Raw genomic sequence first — 20,643 nt, forward strand, 5'->3', positions numbered from 1 at the left:
GGACCAGGCGAAGCCGGGCAGCGAGGGGATCACGACGTCGAACGCGTCCTCAGCGCGAGCGCCGTGTGCGGTTGGGTCGGTCAGCGGCCCGATCACGTCCAAGAACTCGGCGACCGACCCCGGCCAGCCATGCGTCAGGATCATCGGCAGCGCGCCCGGATGCTTCGACCGTACATGTATGAAATGAAACCCGAGCCCATCGATCTCGGTGCGGAACTGCGGGATCGTGTTGATCCGACGCTCAAAGCGCCTCCAGTCGTAATGGTCACGCCAATGGGCGATCAGCGCCTTGGCCTTGGCCAGCGGGACGCCCTGCGACCAGTCGGCCACTGTCTCCCGCTCGGGAAGGCGTGCTGTGACCAAGCGCCGCTTCAGGTCGTCTAGCGCAGCCTGCGGGACGGCCACCCGGAAGGGTATGATCGCGGAGCTGGCAGGAGCGAGAACGGGCGTCGCATCTTCAGCAAACGCTTCGGTCGACAAGTCCCCAAGCGTTGCGACTGTCATGCCTTTGACCAGGCCGCGCAGAACCAGCCTGCGCGACGGCGATTTCAGATTATTGAAAGACGATTGCCGGATCATCGGATGGCTTCTTCGAAATAAAGCAGCGTTCGCGGAACGGTCGGGATTCGGACCATTGGGCTAGCTCGCGATCTGGCCGCCACTCCAACGGAGCTCTTCCGAGTTCTCGTCGAGGAAGACGTAGAGGGCCGTGATCCCGCCATCGCGGACGGTTATCACATCGCATCCCGTGTATGCCGGCGCTTCGCCGCGCGGCCCCGAACCCCAGGCGAGCCGACCTGCGTTGTGGAGCACCTGCGGCGCGCCACGCGGCGTGTAGGCGAAGTGTGGTTGTTTCTTGCGGAGATCGCCAGCAAACTTGTCGATCGCCTCTCGTCCGACGATCACGCCCGGCGGGACATAGAGGACGCCGTCCTTCGCCCAGAGTTCGCCGATCGCCGCGCGGCGGCGCTCATCGTTGTTCTCGCCGAAAACCTCCTGCAGGTTCCGGTCGAGCAGCTCACGAATCCGGTCTGCGGACTCAGATGACTTTTTCATAATGAGATCTCCTCGGAAGATGGCCCAGGGGGCTGGCCGCACCTAGGTTTACCCGGCGGCGAATTCGTCCGTCCGTTGTTGCCTTCAGCGAAGCCCGAGTTGCTGCATGACAACGGTGCCCGAGGGGTAGCAGTTGAACGACTGGATCTTGCCGTCCCGGATTTGGAAGACATCGCAGCAAGGTGCGTCCATTCGCTTGCCCGTCGGCTGAACGGTTCCCGACGGGAGGTCGAGTGGCCCCTTGTGGGTGCCCTGTAGCGCCAGCTCCACAACGATCGTGTCGCCGACCTCGAACATGCGAAACAGTTCGCGATGCATGTCGGGAAAGGCCTTCGCATAGACTGCTACCGTCTTGGCCACATCACGGCCTTGGTAGGTGACAGCGATGGATTGGTCAGTCAGCGTACCATCGGGTGTGAAACAGTTGATAAATGCCTCAAGATCCTGGCGCTCGGCGGTCTCGTAGGCCGCGCGGACAATCTTCTCATTCTCAGTCATGTGCTTATCTCCTCTACTGCTCTTCAGACGAGATAGGACTGCACCAGACTGATGTTCAGGCCTCCAATTGCAATGGATTTTTGCTCCCAGTAGAATAATGACCATCATGCGATCCGTCACCGACCTCAATGATCTCTACTATTTTGCCCGGGTCGTGGACTCGGGTTCCTATACGGCTGCGGCAAAAGCATTGGATCTTCAGACTTCGAAACTCAGCCGGCGGGTTACCCGGCTTGAGGAAGAACTGGGCGTGCGCCTGATCAATCGCACGACCCGTCATTTGTCGCTGACCGAAGCCGGTCAGATCTTCCACCGACACTGTGTGGCACTGCTCCAAGAAGCGCAGGCGGCAAGGGATGCGATCGACCACATCCTTGCCAGGCCTCAGGGGCTGGTGCGGATGTCTTGCCCGATCGGGTTGCTGCAGGGGGGGCTCGGCGCCTTGCTCGGTCGTTTCCTGGGCGATTATCCTGAGGTACGCATTGCGCTTAATGCGACCAACCGGCGCGTGGATGTAATCGAAGAAGGTCTCGACCTTGCCATCCGCGTGAGATTGCCGCCGATCGAGGATACCGAACTGGCCATGCGCCAGTTTGGAATTTCAGAGATGATCCTGGTCGCCACGCCCGACCTGGTTCGCACCTATGGGGAACCTGCGGCTATTGGAGACATGGCGGGCATGCCATTGCTGTCAATGGCGGCGCCGGATGGCAGGACCATGTGGCGGCTGACCCACCTGTCCGGGCAGAAGTCAGAACTCGCCATCATGCCCCGGCTTGCGACAGATGATCTTCTGACCCTAAAGGGCGCGGCTTTGGACGGCCTCGGCGCCGCGCTCATACCGGCCCACCTGGTCGCCATGGAAGTCGAGGCCGGAGCCCTCACTTGGCTGCTGCCAGAATGGAAGACGCCCGGCGGCGTCGTGCATGCGGTATTCCCATCCAGACGTGGGATGATACCGGCCGTCCGCGCCCTGCTCGATTACCTGGTGGCTGGCTTCGCGTTACCAAAAGTCGGGACAAGTCCATGAACCGACCTGGCGCGCATCCGAGCTTCGCTATCAGATGCAGTCAGTTTTGGCCACGGTTCGACGTCGCTGGGTCGCCTTCGGTCAGGCGAACCCAGTTGCCATAGGCGAACGCGGCCTGATCGGTTTCGTCCAGCCCGCAGTCCGCCAGAAATCGCCGCGCATCGCCGCCCGGACGATATTGGTAGGGCAAGTCCGTGGAAAACAGCAGCCGGTCCGCTCCGACGATCGCGGCGGCCCTCGTCAGATAGTCGGGCAGGAACATGCCGCTCGCAGTGACGTATAAGTTGCGGCGCAGGTAAGTCGCAATAGGGTGATTCAGTCCCGAGAAGCGGTCCAATGCCGCCAGCCGTTCCGCATAGAACCGCACGACCTCGCCCCAATGGCCGAGGATCACTTGCAAGCCGGGCAACCGATCGAACGTGCCGCTCAGCACCAGACGCAGGAACTGGATGCCCGCATCATAATGCCAGCCGAGACCGAACATGGCGAATACGGCATCGACCTCTACTGAGAAGCCGGAATAATAGGCGGCTCGAACCTCTGGGGCGGGCGTGCGGGGATGAAGCAGCAAAGGAACGTTCAGCGCGGCTGCGCTCTCGAATACAGGGCGAAGTTCCGGATGGTCGAGATTTCGATGTCCGACCCGACCGCACAGGATAGCTCCCTTGAAGCCAAGGGTTCGGACGCAGCGCTCTAGCTCCAGCGCGGCCTCGTCCGGCATCGCGACCGGCAGCGTCGCCAATGCCTGCAGACGATCGGGTCGCTGCGCGACCGCCTCAGCTGCTGCGTCGTTGGCGCTTCGTGCGAGACCGACGCTTTCCAGCCCCAGATCGTGCAGCGCCGGCGTGGTCAGCGACAGAACCTGAACGTCGAGCCCGGTCTCGTCCATCAGGGCGATGCGTCTGTCGGCAAGATCAAGCAAGCGCCGTTCGAACTCTCCTGAGTGAATGGAAACGCAAGGATCCGCCGAAGCCAGATCAATCGCATTCCAGGCCTCGCGCACTTCCGCCGTCAGATAGTGTTCCTCAATGCCGATTAGCTTCATAGGTCTCTTCCCGTCTCTTGAGCGATCACCACGGCACGGTCTCGCCAAACCGATCGATGAAGCGCAGCCGCGGTTTCCCCCGCTGCGCGAGCAGCGTTTCGACCAGGATTGGAACGGTTTCCTCGATGCTAAACGGTGCGTTTGGTCCGCCCAGCGCGGTGCGAATCCAGCCTGGCGCCATCAACACCATCGCGCGCGGATCGTCGGCATGGCGGGCGGCATAGCTCCGCATGAGTTGATTGAGGGCGGCCTTGCTTGCGCGATAGACCTCGAAGCCGCCATTGGTGTTGTTGGCGATGCTGCCCTGTCCGGACGACATGACTCCGATGAGACCATCGGCGGTTACCAGATCCTGGAGGCTCTCGACGGCGCGCATCACCCCCAGCGCATTGGTCAGCATCACTTGCATGAATTCGTCGGTCGAAGCTTGGGCGATCGGCGCGGATGCGTGTCTATTGGCTATGCCAGAGTTGACAAACAGGATGTCCAAGACGCGGTTTGATAGTTGCTCGTGCAACGCAGAAATCTGCTCAGGCTCGGTGATGTCGAGCGGCGCGATCGTTACCTGATCTGGATGGGCATCGGCGAGCGTGTGTAAATCGGTCCGGCCGCTTTCGCGGACCGTGCCCACGACCTGCCATCCCTTCTTGACGAACTCGATCGCCATCGCGTGTCCGAGGCCGCGCGATGCGCCGACAAGCAGTATTGTCCTGGTATGCTCACCCGAAAATCTGTTCATGTGGCCGGCCTTTCATCGTTGCCACCCAATTATGCGTTTGACCACGGGATGCACCAGGCGCATCAAACACAAACTATCGTTGCACCAAACGCTATACATCATGGGGCGCCGCGGTATGATCCAGCTATGACTCCTATCGACCTGAACTTGCTTACGGCACTGGACGCATTGCTGACGGAGCGCAGCGTGACATCCGCTGCCAGACGTCTCGGCCTCAGCCCTTCCGCTATGAGTCGGACGCTGGCGCGGCTGCGTTCGGCCACGGGCGACCCGCTGTTGGTACAGGCCGGGCGCTCACTCGTCCCCACCCCCTATGCCGAGCAACTGGTAGAGCGCGTTCACGTCCTCGCCCGCGACGCGCGTGCGGTGCTGACTCCAACCGTAGAGTCACTGGACCTGGCTTCGCTCGACCGAACCTTCACGATCCGCGCCAACGAAGGTTTCGTAACGCTATTCGCTGCGGCGATCGTCACGGCGATTACGCGCGAGGCCCCGCTTGTCCGCCTTCGCTTCGCGCCTAAACCCGACAAGGATGCGACCCCGTTACGGGAGGGAACGATCGACGTCGAAGTTGGCACTCAGGGTGTGTCCGCGCCCGAGGTGCGCACCCTGCTGCTCTTTCGCGACCGCTTCATCGGCGTGGCCCGCCTTGGACACCCCTTGCTCGACGGAGCGATGACGCCGCAGCGTTACGCCGCTTGTGGGCATGTCGTCGCATCGCGCCGCGGGGCGTTAACGGGCCCAGTGGACGACGCGCTTCAGGAACTGGGCCTGGAACGCAGGGTCGTCGCGGTTGTCCCGGGTTTCCTCGATGCGTTGACGATCGCGCGTCAGTCCGACCTCATCGCACTGGCGCCGCGCTCCTGTCTTCGCGACGAGGAAGTGGCAGCGCAGGGCCTGGAAGGCTTCGACCTTCCCGTGTCCACGCCCGAACTGGCAATCAGCGTGATGTGGCACCCCCGCCTCGATGCAGACCCGGCCCACCGATGGTTCCGTCAGAAGTTCGCAGCGCTTTGTCAGACGATGCCCTGACGCGAGCCAGACGCAGGCTGCGATTTCAACACGGGCATGGGCATCATCGTCCGGAAAGGCGGAAACCATTTGAGCTTACGAGGGAAGGCGTCTCCGTAGCGATGTTCGTACTAAAACCGACATTGCTTTCGGACCGTACCGCAAGGTAGCAGGCTTCGATAGGCTCTGTTTTTCCGCTGGCCTGGCAGCCTGGGGGTTGGTCCATCAGCTATCCTCACCCAGTACTGTAGACGATGATCCGAATGTCGGGCCTGTCTTCATAAACGAGCACGCTGAGGTGAAAGGTCCGCCAGCCAAAGTTTGCCGAATGCAATTCCTTTCGGCTGTCGCCAATTCGGACGATTTCCGGGTCGCTCCACCATTTCTTCGCAAGCGGAAACGCATCCACTATCTCATCCAGCAAACCGCGAAGGATCGGATCCGAGCCGCCGGTAAGGTAGTCATGACGGGCTTTGAGGAACATAAGTCGGGCTGTCGATTGCCAGTCACGCACGCTTTTCCGGTAAGCGTCGGAAAAAAACACGATGCGAAGAATGTTCGGGTTTTGCTCACCGAACATCGGAAACTGCTCAGACGCCGCCTTGTTGAAGGCCAAGACATCCCACCTTTTGTCGAGAATGTAGGCGGGGTCGGAAAGAGCGTTGATCATGGTCAAAAGCCCGGCGGGCAACTCTGAAACCTGCGCTTGAGACCGCCGGGCCACCCGACCCGCCAAAGCGTAAAGATGCTCCTGCTCGGCACGGTCGAGCCGAAGACCGCGGACCAGGCGATTGAGGAAATCATCGGAAACCTTGATATCGCGCCCTTGCTCGAACCACGTGTACCAAGTGATGCCAACGCCAGCTAAGGTCGCGACCTCCTCGCGGCGAAGACCCTTTGTCCGTCTGCGGGGACCGGGGCTTATGCCAAGTTCTTCGGGTGAGGCTTGCTCGCGACAATACCGAACGAACTCCGACAGCTCGTTTCGCGCCGCTGGTCGTGCCAATCGCTCCGCCGTCATCCAAGCATCCCCAGCTATTGCTTTAGTAACAGGATAAAAGTCATATGGTAACAGCATAGTTCTCCCGATATTGTCTTGGCAACAGGGAGAAGTTCATGTCAGTTTCCGTTGTCGGCCTTGGGAGAATCGGGACGGCCGTTGTCCCCCACCTTCTCATTCTCGGCGAAGAGGTGAGGGTTTGGAACCGGTCGCCTGCCGCCGTCGAAAAGATGGTGGCGTTGGGCGCCACTCCGCTGAATGACGTCCGTGATGCGTTCGCTTCTGAGCTAGTCCTGTCCATCCTGTTCGACGATGCCGCCGTTCGCGAGGTCATCACGCACGAGGCAATTGCTTCGGCGACCGGTCGAGAGACTCTGCACGTCTGCCTGTCAACGCTAAGCCCAAATCTCGCCGATGAGCTTACCTTGGTGCATCAGACTGCAGGCATCGGCTATCTCTCTGCTCCGCTATTCGGCCGACCCGAGGCCGTCGAGCAAAAGGCCGCCAATATATGCGTCGCCGGTGACCCCGGGCTGCTTGAAAAGGCGCGTCCTTATCTCGAGAGTTTTGGTCGCGTCTGGGCACTAGGCAATGAGCCTCGTCAAGCGAACGTAGCAAAGCTCTGCGGCAACTTCCTGATCGGCGCCGCGGTCGCAGCCATGGCGGAAACGACGGGCATCCTGAAGGCTGAGAAAGCAGATGCCGACGCCTTCATGACCCTGATGACAGACACCCTGTTCGCTTCGCCGATCTACAAAAGCTATGCGCCATCGGTCACCGGTGCGCGACCGCTTCCTGCGAGCGGACTTGCGATGCCGATCAAGGATATGGGGCTACTGGCGGCGATCTCCGCAGAAAATCAATTGAGCAACCGAGTTCTGAAGGCCCTCCGCGAAAGCCTGTCTCGAGCGCAAGACATGGGCTTTGGAGCAGAGGACTGGTCTACCGCATTGGGGCGTCCAGCTCGAATGGCCAGCGCGGTTGCATAGATGACAATCCCTAGAAGTGAGTGCACACCATGCTAGCAGCCTACTATGATCGGCAAGGGACCGCCGACGACGTTCTTGTGGTTGGGGAACTTGCCGATCCCGAACCCGGTTTCGGCGAGGTCCGCGTGAAGGTCGCGATCTCCGGTGTCAATCCGACCGATATCAAGGCCAGGACTGGCTTTGCCGGTGCGCCGATGGCGTTCCCCCGCATCGTTCCCCATCACGATGGCGCAGGCACGATCGACAAGATCGGCCCCGGTGTCCCCGAAGCACGGCTCGGAGAACGGGTTTGGCTTTACCGCGCGCAATACGGCCGGCCCTATGGAACCGCTGCAGAGTTCGTGGTGCTTCCAAGCAACCTGGCAGTCCGTTTGCCGGACAACACCTCGTTCGAGACCGGCGCCTGTTTGGGCGTGGCAGCGATTACCGCGCATCGATGCCTGTTTGCCGATGGGGATGTCCGCGGGCGGCGAGTTCTTGTCCAGGGCGGCGGCGGCGCTGTCGGCACTGCCTCGATCCTTCTCGCCAAATGGGCAGGGGCATGGGTGGCGGCGACCGTCAGTCGCCCGGAACAGGAGAAGGTGGCACTCGACGCTGGCGCTGATCTCATCATCAACAGGCATTCTGAACACGTCGCCGCGGCAATCAGGAACGCTACCGGAGATGCCGGCGTCGATCGGATTGTCGACGTTGATCTCGCCAACAATGTCGACGTCGACATCGCATGTCTGGCGCCAGGCGGGGTTGTCACGGCCTATGCGACAGAAGATCCCACAGCCAAGCTGACGATGCCGTTCCGGACAGCGATGTTCGGGAGCTATGTGTTTCGCTTCGTGTTTTTCACCACCATTCCCGACGCGGCCTTTCAGTTGGCCGTTAAGGAGGTGACGGCATGCGTTGCGGCAGGTCGCTATCGGCCTCACATCGGCCTCGAAGTTCCAATGCAGCACATTGCCCAAGCGCATGCAGCCCAGGAATCCGGAAAGATCGTCGGCAAAATTCTTGTCCGGGTCGGTGATTGAAAGTGCGCCGGGCAAGAATGCGCTCATCGGCAGTCAACCGGTCAGGACAATTCCGGTCGGCGTGGTCGCGGTAGGCAGCCCCCGCAATCAAATAACTTCTAAACATCGGGGAGAAAACATGGACCATTCTATCGCTGCCTGGCAGCCCGATCTCGGTCAACCACTTCAGTTGGCCCCCATTGAAGCGCCGCAACCCGGTCCGAACGAAATCCTTGTCCGAAACAGGGCAATCGCCATCAATCCAGTGGACTGGTTGCTGCAGGACACCGCGCTGTTCCCATGGCTGGACTATCCCGCGATCCTCGGCAGCGATGTCGCAGGAGATGTCGTTGCGGTCGGCACCAATGTCGTGAGATTCAAGGTTGGCGACCGCGTCCTTGGGCAAGCGGTTGGGGCGACCACAAATCGGCCTGCGCACGGCGCTTTTCAGAGCTTTACCCTAGTCCTCTCAAACATGGCTTCGAAAATACCGTCGAATATTTCCTATGTGAATGCCGCCGTCCTGCCTCTCGGCCTCGGTACCGCGGCTTGCGGCTTGTTCGAAAAGAACCACCTTGGCTTGGAACACCCGTCGTTGACGCCGAAAGCGACCGGAAAGACCATCTTGGTCTGGGGCGGCTCATCGAGTGTCGGGTGCAATGCAATCCAGCTCGCTGTTGCTGCAGGCTACGAATGCATCACTACAGCATCGCCGCATAACATGGACATGGTGAAGAGCCTGGGCGCTACGCTCATGTTCGACCATGCCGATAAGTACGTGGTAGATCAGGTGGTGGAAGCTCTGCGCGGAAGAGAGTTCGTTGGCGCCCTCCATGCGACAGGAAATATCCAGGATTGCTTTTCTGCAATCAGCGTTTGCGACGGGAGACGGTTCGTGTCGACAACGCTGCCTCCTCCAACGGACTTAGCTGCCGGCGTTGAAACCAGACTGATCTTTGGGACCAGCCTCAAAGATAACGAGGTCAGCAAAATCGTGTATGTCGACTTTCTCGCCGATGCGCTTGCCGGAGGTAAATTCCAGCCCGCGCCACCGGCGCAGATCGCTGGCCACGGCTTGGAAAGCCTCCAGACCGCCCTGCACACTCAGAAAAGTGGGATGTCAGGCGCAAAAGTAGTGGTGAGTCTGGAGGCATAGGCGAACGGCTCCGGCATACGATGGAAATGCCGCGTGAGCTAGTTCCGGCATGGGCGCCATCCCGTTGAATCAGGGCATACTTGAATCGCGGGGCCAACGTCAGACGCAGTTGAAATGATGCAGTAGCTCGTCAGATTTTCCAAACCCGCCGTTCGTGGGCACCTTCATCAAGCCGCATACAAGAGATGTCTCTTTCAAGAACGGGCCGATCAATCGCCCAACAATGAATGAGATTGATCGTGCCACGGATCGAAGCCACGAAAATTGAAAGAACGATCCGGAACCGCCAGCTTCGAGAGATTGTGCCTCTGGCCGGCAGCATATCGAGATGGAGGCACGTGGCGAGTTCCCCGCCGGTCCGTGACCTGTCCAGTTCTGCAGTGCCACGGCCTCAAAATATCAGCTTCCCCCGAGTGATGATCTCGGTAGCCTTCATGACAATTCCCTCAATGAATACCCCCCATTGAGTAGGCGGTGCCGTCCTGGCATTCCTCTTCTCTGCCGCCTCACCAAGGATGCGGGCCTCCTGACCTCGGGTTCTCTGGAATTCCTCCTTGTTATTTTCGGTAAAGCCGTGCGCGATGACGTCGCACAGCGCCCTGGCATCCTTCAGCGCCATGCTGATTCCTTGTCCGCCAGGTCCATAGGGATGTGCGGCATCCCCGCATAAGATAGTCCGGTCGCTGAACCATCGGACCGGGGACGTTCCATTATAGACAGGGCCGTAGGCCAATATGGCGTCGGCGTCCTTGGTGAACTGGTCGAATTTGCTGCGAAGCTCAGGGCTCCATCGTTCAGCGCGTCTCGCCAGTTCTGCCTCGACACCCGCTCGCGTTGCCAGGCCGGCCTCCGCTTCGGGCATGGGAATATGCGTCCACAGGAATACGCTCGGCTTCGTGGCTGTCTCGTGCGCCTTCCCGCAGGAGGCGATTCCGACCTGTTGGCCGGGATAGTGGTAGAGCGTCATTTCGACGTTGGCATCGTCACGGGTAATGAGCCCGACCTCCAGATATCCGGCATAGGTCTTGGTTGACCCCTGGCCGGGGTTCAGGAACTGCCGGACCGTTGAACCCACGCCATCTGCCCCGACGAGCAGGGTGCCAGTAACGGTTTCCCGCGAGTGCGACGTCACTTCGACCCCGCCGTCCCGTTCGGTTAGACTGGCGACCTTGAACCCGGTTGTCACCGGAATGCCGAGGGCCTGTGCGCGCTTCATCAGTTTTTCATGGAGCGCCAGCCGCGTGACGATGATTGCGGAGGGAGCAATCTCCCGAGCGGAGAAGCTGGCGGACAGGCAGCCAAAGCGCATGTCCACTCTCTTTGTGGCCTCGCCCACAGGGGTCAGTTTTATCAGGTTCAGGATGGCGACACCCTCGGCGGATACGCGCACGCCGCTCGTCGGCCCATCGAACCGTTCCCTCGCTTCGAGAACCTGACAATCGATATTCTGTTCGGCAAGCATGATGGCGAGGCTGAGACCAGCCACCCCCGCGCCGATGATGATCACTTTTGGACTGTGCATTTGAATTCCGGACAGGAGGGACGATTTTCGAGGCTATCCAATAGCAGAGCCCGGCCGAAGAATCGATACATTGTATCGTTCGATGCAATGTATCGAAACATACGTCGCATTGGTCCAATTTGGATGCTATCCTGCCGGTATGTCGAAGAATGCATCCAGCATGCCCTGGGAGCGTCCGGAGCCCCGGCCGCGTCCCGCCCCTGTGCCGCTCAGCCGCGACGCCATAGTCCGTACCGCCATCGTGTTGGCCGATGCCGAAGGGCTTTCGGCAGTGACGCTGCGCAACGTGGCAACCGCGCTGGGTGCGGGTCCCATGCGGCTTTATGGCTACATCGCCACCAAGGAGGATCTGCTTGCGCTAATGATCGACGCGGTCTACGCGGAAATGCTCGCCGAAAAAGAGACACCCGCGGATGAATGGCGCCTGCAAATCGCTACACTTGCATGTGCCTTGCGGGGTGCCGCATTCCGCCACCCCTGGTTCATCGCCTTGTTGGGCGGAAGGCCGCATCAAGGCCCCAATGCCCTGGCGTTCACCGAGGCTATGTTGGCAGCAGTCGCAGATGCGCCTGGCCTCGACGGGATTGATGCGATTTTCCAGGCGGCGAAGGTTATCGGCGCCTATGTCCTCGGTGCGGTCCGCGACGAGACTGCCGAAGCGGTCGCAGTTTTGGAAAGCGAGATGACCAAAGCGGAATGGCAAGCCGAAAACTGGCCGTATATGCAAAGAATGATCGCGACTGGACGCTTCCCGATGCTCGCCAGGGTCATCAGTGAAATGGATCATCCCACGCCTGAGGCAGTTTTTTACGAGGGCCTCGAGTGCGTCCTCGACGGGATTGCGCGAAGATCTCCGAACTAGGTCGGATCGACATTCAGGATTCCCAAATCACCTGACCGCTGATTCATGGGACACCGTGTTGAACTACGGGGGTCGTTATGGCGGCTAAGCGTTATGAACTGAGTGATGGGCAGTGGACGAAGATTGTGTCCTTGTTGCCGGGCAGGTGGGCGATCCGGGGCGTACAGGCTCGGATAATCGTTTGTTTATCAATGGTTGCCTCTGGGTTTTGCGCTCCGGCGCACATTGGCGCGATCTGCCGGAGCGGTATGGCAAGTGGAAGACGGTGCATAAGCGCTTCAGCCGCTGGTGCCATGCTGGCATCTGGGAGCAGGTGTTCGAGACGCTGACGGCCGATCGTGACAACCAATACCTGATGATCGCCAGCACGATCGTCCGTGCCCATCAGCAGGCAGCTTCCGGAAAGGGGGGCCAAGGATCAGGCGTTGGGGCGCCGTGCTGGCTGACAAAGCCTATGACAGCAATGCCTTGCGGGAACGATTGCCGACATGGGAGCCGAGGCGGTGATCCCGTCAAACCGCTCGCGCAAGATTATTATTCCGCACGATGAACTCCTCTACAAACAGCGCAACCGCATCGAGCGGCGCTTCAACCGAATGAAGCACTTCCGCCGCTTCGCCACCCGCTACGACCGCAGAACCATTCACTTGTCGCGGATCAGCCGGTCGGCAGCTTTGTACCAATAGTGGCATTTCCAGTCCGGCATCACGGTGGAAGACACCGAGCTGGAATAGGTCTCCCCGCAATATCGACCTGCTTGCCCTCGATCGTTCAGGTCGAGGGCAATTCGCGTCAGATCTGCCGGTTTTGGGGCGGCATCAGCCGTCAGTTTGCAGCGCTGGAATCAACGGCAATGACGGCGAGGTGCATCAACCGATTTTCGCGGCATCGTCCTGGAGAACCGCGCCGCTATCCTCAAGCTCCGGCGGTGCCCCTATCGATTGTCGTTTGATGAGCGTGGTTGCGAGTACCCGGCAGCGTGGCGTATCGCCCATACCGGTAATACGCCGGACAAGGATCTGCGCGCTTTCAAATCCCAGTTCGTAGACCGGCTGAGCGATGACCGTAATCGGCGGGCTGGTCACGCTTGTCCAGTCGGCATCGTGGAAAGCGACGAGCGACAGATCGCCGGGGATGGACATTCCCAATCTGCGGAGGGTTTTGAACACTTCAAGCGCCACCACGGTATCAGACGCCAGTATGGCAGTCGGCCTGTCGGCGCCCTGAAGCAATTCGGCAATGATCTTGTCACCCAGACCGCGACGGTGGGCACCGAGCCGGATATAACGTTCCGGATGCTGGATGCCGGCTGAGCGGCTTGCCGCGACGACGCCCTCTATTCTCTCCATCACCGTGCTGAGGTTGATCTGGTGCGGTCCCCGGTAGATCGGGTCCTCCGATTCCGTGGCAGAGATGTAGGCGATACGGCGATGGCCAGCCTCGATCAAGGCTCGGGTAGCGGCCTCCGCCGCCTGCCGGTCGTCCGTGACGACGGCATCGACCGCAAGATCCGGGATGGTCCGGTCCAGAAGGACGAGAGGTCGGCCGGATCGTTGGACCTCGTGCAGATGCTGGGTCTCGAATACCGAAGCTGGAGTGACGATCAATCCGTCCACCCGCTTGCCCATCAGCACGCGTACGGCAGCCTTTTCCTTGGCGGCATCCTCGCCGGAATTGGACAGGATGACATCGAATCCGGCAGCGTGCGCGGCATCGCTAATTCCGCGCACGGCCTGACCGAAATACGGGTTTTCGATATCGCCGACGACGACGCCTATCGTCTTCGACTTTCCAGTCGTCATGCTGCGCGCAAGCTCGTTGGCCTGATAACCGAGCCTCTTTGCGGCTTCGCGAACCTTCTCCTTCACGACCGGGCTTGCCGTGCCGTAGCTGCCCAGGACACGTGCGGCCGTCGCCTTGGACACGCCCGCGCTCTGGGCAACGTCCGAGATGGTTACCAGCCGCTTTGATGCCGTTCTCTTCATCATAGGTCCGTGACATAGGCTGAGAAAAAAACGGCGTCAAGAAAATCACACCATTGACATGTGAGACCGGTCTCAAATACGGTTGATACCGGTCTCATTTGGAAATACCGGCGCTTTTACGCCTTGGATAGACGAAGCCCTGCGGCAATCAAAGACGAAGGAATATGCATTTGACAGCCCCATCCTCAGCCAAGCGGGTCGCCGTCATCGGCGGCGGTATTTTTGGTGTTTCTTCGGCGTTTCACCTGGCCCGGCTCGGCGTGCACGTCACTCTTGTCACGGAAGGGGCGCTCGCCAGCGGCGCGTCCGGTCGGTCCCTTGCATGGCTCAATTCGGCACGTTTCCGCTCCGCCGAATATCACCGTCTTCGGGTTATCGGCATCGATCGCTACCGGACGCTGGCAAGCCGCAATGAAGGAGCTGCGTGGCTTCGCTTCGACGGCGGCCTGACATGGGATGCGGACGACGCGTCGAACCGGATTGCCGAAGCCTACGCTCACGAGCAGGCAATTGGTTATGACTGCCAGCTTCTTGACGCAGCAGACGTGGCGAAGGTCACGCCCGGCATCAACGCGGCCGCGATTTCGCGTCAGGGCGCGATTTTCAATCCGGGTGAGGGCTGGGTGGATCTACCTTCCCTGATCGACATCCTGGTGCAGGAATTCAAAACCCTCGGCGGCCAGGTGGTAACCCATGCCGGCAAAGCCGTCGTCGATACCAAAGCCGGACGTGCGGCAGGAGTCTTGACTGCAAACGGCATGCATATGGAGGCGGATGCGGTTCTCGTCGCCACCGGCGCAGCCGTGCCTGACATGGCAAAACAGGCAGGCCATATCATTGCCGATGACACGCCGATCGCGCTTCTTGTCAAATCGAAGCCTTTCAAGCTCGCAGTTCGCGCGGTTCTCAATACACCGAACGTGGCGCTGCGCCCCACGCCGGACGGCGCCATCGTCTGCGATTCCGCATGGTCGGAGGAGGAACTCAACCGTGGGTCCGACGGGACTTGCGAGGTGAAGGATGAGACGCTTCGTCGCCTTCTTTCGGAAGCCTCGAACGTGCTCGAAGGCAATCCCGCACTGGAATTGGAAAGCTATCATTGCGGACCAAAGCCGGTGCCTGGGGACGGGGAATCGGTGATCGGCCCGCTCGAGGGCATCCCGGGCTATTTCGTCGCATTCAGCCATAGCGGCGCGACGCTGGGGCTGATTACCGGCGAGCTCGTCGCCCGTGAAATCGTGACCGGTGAGATGAGCCCTCTGCTGGCAAATTTCCGGCCGGCCCGTTTCGCACAGAAAAGTCAGGCCTTGGCCTCGTAAGCCGAGCGTTAAGGAGGGGATCGCAGATGACGGCGAAGGAGAAGACTGCGGAGATGACCGATCCGGAAATTGCCGTCGAATTGTCCGGCGTCGACAAATGGTTTTCCATTCTCCAGGTGTTGCATGACGTCAACCTCACCGTCAGGCGTGGCGAAAAAGTGGTGGTTTGTGGTCCCTCGGGTTCTGGCAAGTCCACCATGATCCGGTGCATCAACTATCTGGAAAGGCACCAGAAAGGCCGCATCATCGTCAACGGTACGGAGCTGACCGACAACAAGAAGATCATCGACCGCATCCGGCAGGATGTCGGCATGGTGTTTCAGAACTTCAATCTCTATCCGCATCTTACCGTGCTCGAGAACTGCACGCTGGCTCCCCGCTGGGTAAAGGGCGTTGGGAGAAAGGATGCCGAGGCTGTGGCGCGCGCCTATCTGGAACGGGTGCGAATTCCCGACAAAGCCGATTTCTATCCAAACCAGTTGTCCGGCGGGCAACAGCAGCGCGCAGCTATCGCCCGATCGCTCTGCATGAACCCGAAGATCATGCTGTTCGACGAACCGACCTCGGCACTTGATCCGGAACTCGTGCGCGAGGTGCTGGACACGATGGCGCAGCTGGCGAGCGACGGCATGACCATGGTGTGCGTCACGCATGAAATGGGTTTCGCGCGGCAGGTGGCGGACCGGGTCGTCTTCATGGATGCGGGACGGATCGTCGAAACCGCGCCTCCAGAGGAGTTCTTCAGCAATCCACGGGAAAGCCGGACAAAGGCGTTTCTCAACCAGATACTGCACTAGCAGGTTATTTCTGCAGCCGGCGCGGTTTGCGGCAAAAAGCATACGGACGGGAAAACGTTCGGTGGACAAAACAATGATACAAAGGGAACAACAGCCATGTACATATCCATCAGCATGCTTCGCCGTTCGGCCATAGCGCTCGGCACTCTTGCCTTCGTGGTTCCGGCGCTGTCCGCCTCGGCTCAGGCCCTGCCGAAGGCGATCAAGGACGCCGGCGTGGTCCGGATCGGCGTCAAATGCGATTCTCCTCCGTTCGGAGCATCCGGCACGGACGGCAAGCCGGCCGGTATAGAGATCGAAATGGCAAAGCAAATCGGCATTGCCGCCTTCGGGGTCGCCGAAAAGGCGGAACTGAGCTGCGTAGCGACGGACGCCCGCATTCCTTCCCTGACTGGTGGGAAGATCGACCTGATCATTGCCACGCTCGGCAAGACTCCGTCTCGCGAACAGGTGATCGATTACTCCGATATCTACTATTGGGGCAGCAGCCGGGTGATCGTACCGAAGGACAGCAAGGTTCAGAAGCTGGCCGACCTCGACGGCAAGTCGATGCTCATCATCAAGGGCGGGTCGCAGCTGAAGTGGCTGAAGGAGCGCATTCCGAGCCTGGAATTCGTCCAACTCAACACCAATGCCGACAATCTGCAGGCCCTGCAGCAGGGCCGTGCCGACGGATATGTGGGCGATGCGATCACCATCGCGACGCTTGCGGCCAACTATCCTGAATTCCGAACGCTGGAAGAGCCTGTCGATCTCGGCTTCAATGGTGTTGGCGTCCGCAAGGGTGAAGACGAGCTCAAGGCTTTCGTCAATGGCGTCCTCAAGAAACTGAAGAACGAGAAATTTTACTCAAAGACTGTGCCGACCTTCGTCAAGGATCCGATTGTCGCGGCGGAAATGGTAAAATCCTTCGAAACGGATCCGCCGGCCGCAAAGTGAACGAACATGGGTCCTGACGGTTCGACCGTCAGGACCCATGTTCACCGGTATTTTCGAGCAGGATGACGGCCATGGATTTTGCTTATATTCTCGAGGCCCTGCCGGATCTGATGACCGGCCTGAAAACGACGCTGATCGTCAGCTTTCTCGCAATATTCCTGTCTTGCCTTATCGGCCTGTTAGGCGCGGTTTTGCGGACAAGCGGGGTCAAACCGCTGCAATATGCTGTCACGGCCTATGTCGAATTCATCCGAGGCACGCCTTACCTCGTGCAGATATTCTTCATATTCTATGGCCTTCCAAGCCTGGGGATGCGGTTCAGCATCTTCTGGTCCGGGGTCATTGCGCTGACGGCCTGGGCAAGTGCCTTTCAGATCGAAAATTTCCGGGCCGGTCTCGCGGCTGTCGGCAGAGGAATGTATGATGCGTCGGCGTCGCTCGGCCTCAAGCGATGGCAACATTCGGTATTCGTCATCCTGCCTCTGGCGACCCGCGCCGCTCTGCCGTCGGCTATGAATACGATCGTGGCAACGGTGAAGAATTCCGCATACCTGCAGGCGATCGGCCTGGTGGAACTGACTTTTGTCGCTGTCGACCGGATCGCCTACGATTTCCGGGCGATCGAGATGTTCGCTTCGATTTGCGTGATTTATCTGCTCTGCGTCTTCACCATCTCTGGCCTCGGCTACGTGGTCGAACGGCGTCTCAGCCGACCATTCGGCGGGAGGTAGACAATGCTGCTTCTGGAATTCCAGTCCTTCCTGTTGGGCGGTCTCTTGAATACCCTGTTTCTCTCGTCGGTCATGATCGCAGGCGGTACGCTTTTCGCGGTGATCTTCGCAGCCGGCCTTTCCGCCCAATCGGCGTGGTTGAGACGACCTGTCTACGGTCTCGTCGAATGCCTTCGCGACATTCCGCTGATGGTCACGGTCCTGATGGTCTATTTCGTGCTGCCGCATGCGGGGCTATCGTTCAATCCGTTCTGGTCGAGCGCCCTCAGCGTGTCGGTCTGGGGCGGGGCGAACGGCGCGCATATTATTCGCGCCGGCTTGCTGTCCGTGCCGAGCGGCCAGCGGGAAGCTGCGCTGTCATCCGGCCTGCGCGGCTGGAAAGGACTGTTTCTGGTCATCCTCCCACAGGCGATGCCTGTCATCCTGCCCCCTTACGTCAGCCTTATCACCAGCCTCACCCAGGCGAGTTCTCTGGGTGCGGTCCTCGGTGTCAATGAACTGCTGCGCTCGGCGCAGATCCTGATCGAGCAGACAACCATCGCGCGCGGAGGAAGCCCGGCCTATCTGATCTATGGTTCCATTCTGATCGCGTATTTCGCTCTCTGCTGGTCGATATCTGCCTTGGGCGCGAAGTTCGAGCGACATTTCGCGAAACCATACCTGCGTGCGAATGGCAGGACTCAGCCAGCGGCGCCTACGGTTGCCCTGCAAGCCACCATGACCTGAGCTGCAGTCCGAACGATATCGAGCGGGCCGGTTCGCCCTCGCTCACGCAATTGCTGCAGGAGCGGCAGCCGTCACAGCTGCCGCACGATTTTACTCGCCTTTAGAACTTGTATCCGACTGCCAGCATTGCAAAGGGTTGAACGTCGTCCTTGACGATCGGGCTGTCCTTGGCATCCCCGAGCAGGAAACCCGCGCCGCCGGCGCCCGTGACGCTCCAGTTCTCGGTCATCATGTAGGTGATCGAGCCCTTGAGATCGACGCGCTTGATCCCCGCCTTCGCTTCGTATTCCGCCAGGCCGGACCGAGCTGACTGGATCGACGTCACCCCGAAATACGACTCCATGTGTTTGTCGTCGGCCCATGTGCCGGACACATCGGCGGAGAAGATGAAGCGTTCGTAGCGATGGGAAACTTTCGCGCCGAAAGTGCCGGTCAGTCCCTCGCTGCCGCCTATGGTCTTGTCCAACTTGGCGTAGACGCCGAATGGACCGACGTCATAGCTGACGATCCCTCCGATGACGCCGCCCATGTCGATGTCGCCCAGACCACGCAGATGGTCCGAGTCGTCCTCCTTGCGCCCCATCTCGACGCCACCGGTAACACCTACCCTGAAACCGTTTGTTTCGAAAAGATCGACAGTGAGGCCACTGGTATCGAGGTGCACCCGCTCCCCGAATTGGGCGGAGATAAGCGGAAACGGCTGCACCTCGAATTCGTCGGATCCCTCGTATTCGGGCATATAAATTGCTCCGACGCCGATCGTCACCTTCCAGTCATGCAGTTTGCCGCGAATTCCGCCGTAGCGTCCGGTATCGAACTGCTGGGGAGGGGCAATCGCCGCGTCCGTTGCTTCAAGGTCGGCAGCAAACGCCGTGACCGAGAAGAGTGCCGAGGCTGCGGCCAATGCCGCGATCGAGATTTTTATCGTCCACCTTCGCTGAATGATGTCGGAAGCCCCAACTCCGCTAAAGACCGTATTGCGGTGCCGATCTTCCGGATGATGTTGATCGTGCTGGCTCACCAAATTAACTCCTGATTATAAAAGCTAAAGAAACCGGGGTATGGTTTCGGGGAGAAGTTGCGGTTGAAGAATTGCCGCAGCATTACAAGTCGAGATGAAAATCAGCCGGCGATGTCGGTGCGCCAGGGCCAAGCGATAGCCACTAATCCTGCTGCGAATGCCGGCGAGCAGCGGACGAACGGAGCAAGGCTTTGGGGGTGCTGGCCATTGCTCCGTCCGTCCATGCCGCCTTACGGAGCCGCCGGTCGCTGGAGGGCTCGACCGCCGTTCCTCCGTAAAAAGTGCAACGGCTTCGCTGACGCGTATGCCGCCCCCCTTGGATGATATGTCAGTGTGTAATGATCGGTTTTGGCTTCTTGTCGATCCATTCCGGCGGCGCGCCATACTTGGCCGCCACGACGCCCACCAATCCCGGCGCTCGCCCGAAGGCATCACACGCCGGGTATTTCGGTTTTCCGCCGAGCCAGGACCGCATCCTTTGCCCTGAAGGAAGGGAGACGTTCAATCCTTTCGGCTCCTTGCCGGAAATGAGCATTCGCGAAAAGTCGGACGCGAACTTCGAGGCGAGGCCGTATGCGTCCCCGACTTCAGAAACGCGGGGCTTGTCCTGGATCGAATTTGCGCCGCGGGCCCACACCATCGCCGCGCTCTGAATGCCGCCGCCATCGACAGCCTCCGCTTCGACGGCCAATCCTCCGAGGCCGAAGGGCAGGCGTGGCACGCTGACGGGCAGGACAAAGCCGGTGCCGACGGTGACGGCGGTCGCGACCCCGGCCATCGTCTTGTTCGTCGGGACAATATCGGTGACGACGGACCGTATTGTCAGATCCGCGGGTTGGCCGGCCGAGACCATCTGGTACTTGTCGCTGAGGGCGACGCAGAGCGCCCGGTCCAGAACGTTAGACACCAGCGAGCGGTCGGCTTCCGTTTTGATGCGGGATGCGGCGCTGAAAGAGAAAGTCGTCGGCATGATGCTGACGGTCTTCACCGTGGCCATATGTCCACCATCAATGTAGAGACGTTTCTTGGCCAGCGTTCCTTTCGGTGCGCCGAGATTGCCGTAGGAGGTCAAGGTGCCTCCTTCCTTCAGAGGCACCGAAGTGCATCCACTTGCCGCAAGGGTCAGAGACAAAGCGAGACCCAGAGATCTGAAAGCAGGAATTGGTGAAGGGCCGAGACGTCGGGGAAACAATTGAATGGATGGATTGCTGCGCAC

General features: G+C 59.9%; 21 protein-coding genes and 1 pseudogene. 12 read left to right on the top strand and 10 right to left on the bottom strand.

Annotated features, from left to right (window positions below; translation table 11 throughout):
* The 3 genes from MOV63_RS16795 to MOV63_RS16805 all read right to left on the bottom strand — a co-directional run.
* On the bottom strand, positions 1–579 hold a 579-nt coding region (locus MOV63_RS16795), incomplete at its 3' end, for an epoxide hydrolase family protein (RefSeq protein ID WP_247035041.1).
* Positions 580–639: 60 nt separating this feature from the next.
* Positions 640–1,056, bottom strand: coding sequence for a nuclear transport factor 2 family protein (locus tag MOV63_RS16800; protein ID WP_247035043.1), 417 nt, complete (start codon positions 1,054–1,056; stop codon positions 640–642).
* A gap of 84 nt (positions 1,057–1,140) precedes the next feature.
* Positions 1,141–1,554, bottom strand: a complete 414-nt coding sequence (locus MOV63_RS16805) for a nuclear transport factor 2 family protein (RefSeq protein ID WP_040125202.1) — start codon at positions 1,552–1,554, stop codon at positions 1,141–1,143.
* Between the two features lie 106 nt (positions 1,555–1,660).
* Here MOV63_RS16805 and MOV63_RS16810 point away from each other — a divergent pair, with 106 nt between their 5' ends.
* Positions 1,661–2,584 (top strand): LysR substrate-binding domain-containing protein, encoded by a 924-nt coding sequence (locus MOV63_RS16810; protein ID WP_247035048.1) that lies wholly within the window; start codon positions 1,661–1,663, stop codon positions 2,582–2,584.
* 40 nt (positions 2,585–2,624) lie between these two features.
* Here MOV63_RS16810 and MOV63_RS16815 read toward each other — a convergent pair whose 3' ends face one another.
* Complete coding sequence (locus MOV63_RS16815) at positions 2,625–3,629, bottom strand: amidohydrolase family protein (RefSeq protein ID WP_247035052.1); 1,005 nt, start codon at positions 3,627–3,629, stop codon at positions 2,625–2,627.
* Positions 3,630–3,654: 25 nt separating this feature from the next.
* On the bottom strand, positions 3,655–4,368 hold the full coding sequence (locus tag MOV63_RS16820; protein WP_258719220.1) for an SDR family NAD(P)-dependent oxidoreductase: 714 nt from the start codon (positions 4,366–4,368) through the stop codon (positions 3,655–3,657).
* A 126-nt stretch (positions 4,369–4,494) separates the two neighbouring features.
* Between MOV63_RS16820 and MOV63_RS16825 the strand changes: the two genes are divergently transcribed.
* A complete protein-coding gene (locus tag MOV63_RS16825) occupies positions 4,495–5,400 on the top strand; it encodes a LysR family transcriptional regulator (protein ID WP_247035056.1) in 906 nt (301 codons plus the stop codon).
* A gap of 214 nt (positions 5,401–5,614) precedes the next feature.
* Here MOV63_RS16825 and MOV63_RS16830 read toward each other — a convergent pair whose 3' ends face one another.
* A complete protein-coding gene (locus MOV63_RS16830) occupies positions 5,615–6,400 on the bottom strand; it encodes a helix-turn-helix transcriptional regulator (RefSeq protein WP_247035058.1) in 786 nt (261 codons plus the stop codon).
* Positions 6,401–6,495: 95 nt separating this feature from the next.
* On the opposite strand from MOV63_RS16830, the gene MOV63_RS16835 reads away from it, so the two are divergent.
* The 3 genes from MOV63_RS16835 to MOV63_RS16845 are packed head-to-tail and all read left to right on the top strand — an operon-like array spanning position 6,496 to position 9,525.
* Positions 6,496–7,368, top strand: coding sequence for an NAD(P)-dependent oxidoreductase (locus MOV63_RS16835; RefSeq protein ID WP_247035060.1), 873 nt, complete (start codon positions 6,496–6,498; stop codon positions 7,366–7,368).
* 29 nt (positions 7,369–7,397) lie between these two features.
* Positions 7,398–8,390 (top strand): NADPH:quinone reductase, encoded by a 993-nt coding sequence (locus tag MOV63_RS16840; RefSeq protein WP_247035062.1) that lies wholly within the window; start codon positions 7,398–7,400, stop codon positions 8,388–8,390.
* Positions 8,371–9,525, top strand: coding sequence for a zinc-binding alcohol dehydrogenase family protein (locus MOV63_RS16845; RefSeq protein WP_247035064.1), 1,155 nt, complete (start codon positions 8,371–8,373; stop codon positions 9,523–9,525). Before MOV63_RS16840 ends, MOV63_RS16845 begins: the two co-directional genes overlap by 20 nt.
* Positions 9,526–9,916: 391 nt before the next feature.
* On the opposite strand, the gene MOV63_RS16850 is transcribed toward MOV63_RS16845, so the two are convergent.
* Positions 9,917–11,047 carry an NAD(P)/FAD-dependent oxidoreductase gene (locus MOV63_RS16850; protein WP_247035066.1) on the bottom strand — a complete coding sequence of 377 codons (1,131 nt, stop codon included), beginning with the start codon at positions 11,045–11,047 and terminating at the stop codon, positions 9,917–9,919.
* A 139-nt stretch (positions 11,048–11,186) separates the two neighbouring features.
* Here MOV63_RS16850 and MOV63_RS16855 point away from each other — a divergent pair, with 139 nt between their 5' ends.
* Both MOV63_RS16855 and MOV63_RS16860 read left to right on the top strand, forming a co-directional pair.
* On the top strand, positions 11,187–11,909 hold the full coding sequence (locus MOV63_RS16855) for a TetR/AcrR family transcriptional regulator C-terminal domain-containing protein (RefSeq protein WP_247035069.1): 723 nt from the start codon (positions 11,187–11,189) through the stop codon (positions 11,907–11,909).
* 77 nt (positions 11,910–11,986) lie between these two features.
* Positions 11,987–12,595, top strand: a pseudogene (locus tag MOV63_RS16860) (IS5 family transposase).
* Between the two features lie 183 nt (positions 12,596–12,778).
* On the opposite strand, the gene MOV63_RS16865 reads toward MOV63_RS16860, so the two are convergent.
* Positions 12,779–13,897, bottom strand: a complete 1,119-nt coding sequence (locus MOV63_RS16865) for a LacI family DNA-binding transcriptional regulator (protein ID WP_247035071.1) — start codon at positions 13,895–13,897, stop codon at positions 12,779–12,781.
* A gap of 167 nt (positions 13,898–14,064) precedes the next feature.
* Here MOV63_RS16865 and MOV63_RS16870 point away from each other — a divergent pair, with 167 nt between their 5' ends.
* The 5 genes from MOV63_RS16870 to MOV63_RS16890 all read left to right on the top strand — a co-directional run bounded on the left by MOV63_RS16870 (position 14,065) and on the right by MOV63_RS16890 (position 18,406).
* Positions 14,065–15,213: an NAD(P)/FAD-dependent oxidoreductase gene (locus tag MOV63_RS16870; protein ID WP_405029341.1), complete on the top strand. Its 1,149-nt coding sequence runs from the start codon at positions 14,065–14,067 to the stop codon at positions 15,211–15,213.
* Between the two features lie 26 nt (positions 15,214–15,239).
* Positions 15,240–16,010 (top strand): amino acid ABC transporter ATP-binding protein, encoded by a 771-nt coding sequence (locus tag MOV63_RS16875; protein WP_293404506.1) that lies wholly within the window; start codon positions 15,240–15,242, stop codon positions 16,008–16,010.
* Between the two features lie 96 nt (positions 16,011–16,106).
* A complete protein-coding gene (locus tag MOV63_RS16880) occupies positions 16,107–16,949 on the top strand; it encodes a transporter substrate-binding domain-containing protein (protein ID WP_247035075.1) in 843 nt (280 codons plus the stop codon).
* Positions 16,950–17,020: 71 nt separating this feature from the next.
* Entirely contained in the window at positions 17,021–17,680 is a 660-nt protein-coding gene (locus MOV63_RS16885; RefSeq protein WP_247035076.1) for an amino acid ABC transporter permease, read from the top strand.
* A gap of 3 nt (positions 17,681–17,683) precedes the next feature.
* On the top strand, positions 17,684–18,406 hold the full coding sequence (locus MOV63_RS16890; RefSeq protein ID WP_247035077.1) for an amino acid ABC transporter permease: 723 nt from the start codon (positions 17,684–17,686) through the stop codon (positions 18,404–18,406).
* 100 nt (positions 18,407–18,506) lie between these two features.
* Here MOV63_RS16890 and MOV63_RS16895 read toward each other — a convergent pair whose 3' ends face one another.
* Positions 18,507–19,331 carry a MipA/OmpV family protein gene (locus MOV63_RS16895; RefSeq protein ID WP_247035123.1) on the bottom strand — a complete coding sequence of 275 codons (825 nt, stop codon included), beginning with the start codon at positions 19,329–19,331 and terminating at the stop codon, positions 18,507–18,509.
* Between the two features lie 424 nt (positions 19,332–19,755).
* Positions 19,756–20,643 carry a DUF3313 domain-containing protein gene (locus tag MOV63_RS16900; protein WP_405029342.1) on the bottom strand — a complete coding sequence of 296 codons (888 nt, stop codon included), beginning with the start codon at positions 20,641–20,643 and terminating at the stop codon, positions 19,756–19,758.

Origin of the sequence: Neorhizobium sp. SHOUNA12A, assembly GCF_023006505.1 — a bacterium.
Taxonomy (GTDB): Bacteria; Pseudomonadota; Alphaproteobacteria; order Rhizobiales; family Rhizobiaceae; genus Neorhizobium.

What these genes read in the sequence shown, in the direction of transcription:
- MOV63_RS16800 (WP_247035043.1), bottom strand. Translation starts at nt 1,056, where the DNA reads ATGAAAAAGTCATCTGAGTCCGCAGACCGGATTCGTGAGCTGCTCGAC.
- MOV63_RS16805 (WP_040125202.1), bottom strand. Translation starts at nt 1,554, where the DNA reads ATGACTGAGAATGAGAAGATTGTCCGCGCGGCCTACGAGACCGCCGAG.
- MOV63_RS16810 (WP_247035048.1), top strand. Translation starts at nt 1,661, where the DNA reads ATGCGATCCGTCACCGACCTCAATGATCTCTACTATTTTGCCCGGGTC.
- MOV63_RS16815 (WP_247035052.1), bottom strand. Translation starts at nt 3,629, where the DNA reads ATGAAGCTAATCGGCATTGAGGAACACTATCTGACGGCGGAAGTGCGC.
- MOV63_RS16820 (WP_258719220.1), bottom strand. Translation starts at nt 4,368, where the DNA reads ATGAACAGATTTTCGGGTGAGCATACCAGGACAATACTGCTTGTCGGC.
- MOV63_RS16825 (WP_247035056.1), top strand. Translation starts at nt 4,495, where the DNA reads ATGACTCCTATCGACCTGAACTTGCTTACGGCACTGGACGCATTGCTG.
- MOV63_RS16830 (WP_247035058.1), bottom strand. Translation starts at nt 6,400, where the DNA reads ATGACGGCGGAGCGATTGGCACGACCAGCGGCGCGAAACGAGCTGTCG.
- MOV63_RS16835 (WP_247035060.1), top strand. Translation starts at nt 6,496, where the DNA reads ATGTCAGTTTCCGTTGTCGGCCTTGGGAGAATCGGGACGGCCGTTGTC.
- MOV63_RS16840 (WP_247035062.1), top strand. Translation starts at nt 7,398, where the DNA reads ATGCTAGCAGCCTACTATGATCGGCAAGGGACCGCCGACGACGTTCTT.
- MOV63_RS16850 (WP_247035066.1), bottom strand. Translation starts at nt 11,047, where the DNA reads ATGCACAGTCCAAAAGTGATCATCATCGGCGCGGGGGTGGCTGGTCTC.
- MOV63_RS16855 (WP_247035069.1), top strand. Translation starts at nt 11,187, where the DNA reads ATGTCGAAGAATGCATCCAGCATGCCCTGGGAGCGTCCGGAGCCCCGG.
- MOV63_RS16865 (WP_247035071.1), bottom strand. Translation starts at nt 13,897, where the DNA reads ATGATGAAGAGAACGGCATCAAAGCGGCTGGTAACCATCTCGGACGTT.
- MOV63_RS16875 (WP_293404506.1), top strand. Translation starts at nt 15,240, where the DNA reads ATGACGGCGAAGGAGAAGACTGCGGAGATGACCGATCCGGAAATTGCC.
- MOV63_RS16880 (WP_247035075.1), top strand. Translation starts at nt 16,107, where the DNA reads ATGTACATATCCATCAGCATGCTTCGCCGTTCGGCCATAGCGCTCGGC.
- MOV63_RS16885 (WP_247035076.1), top strand. Translation starts at nt 17,021, where the DNA reads ATGGATTTTGCTTATATTCTCGAGGCCCTGCCGGATCTGATGACCGGC.
- MOV63_RS16890 (WP_247035077.1), top strand. Translation starts at nt 17,684, where the DNA reads ATGCTGCTTCTGGAATTCCAGTCCTTCCTGTTGGGCGGTCTCTTGAAT.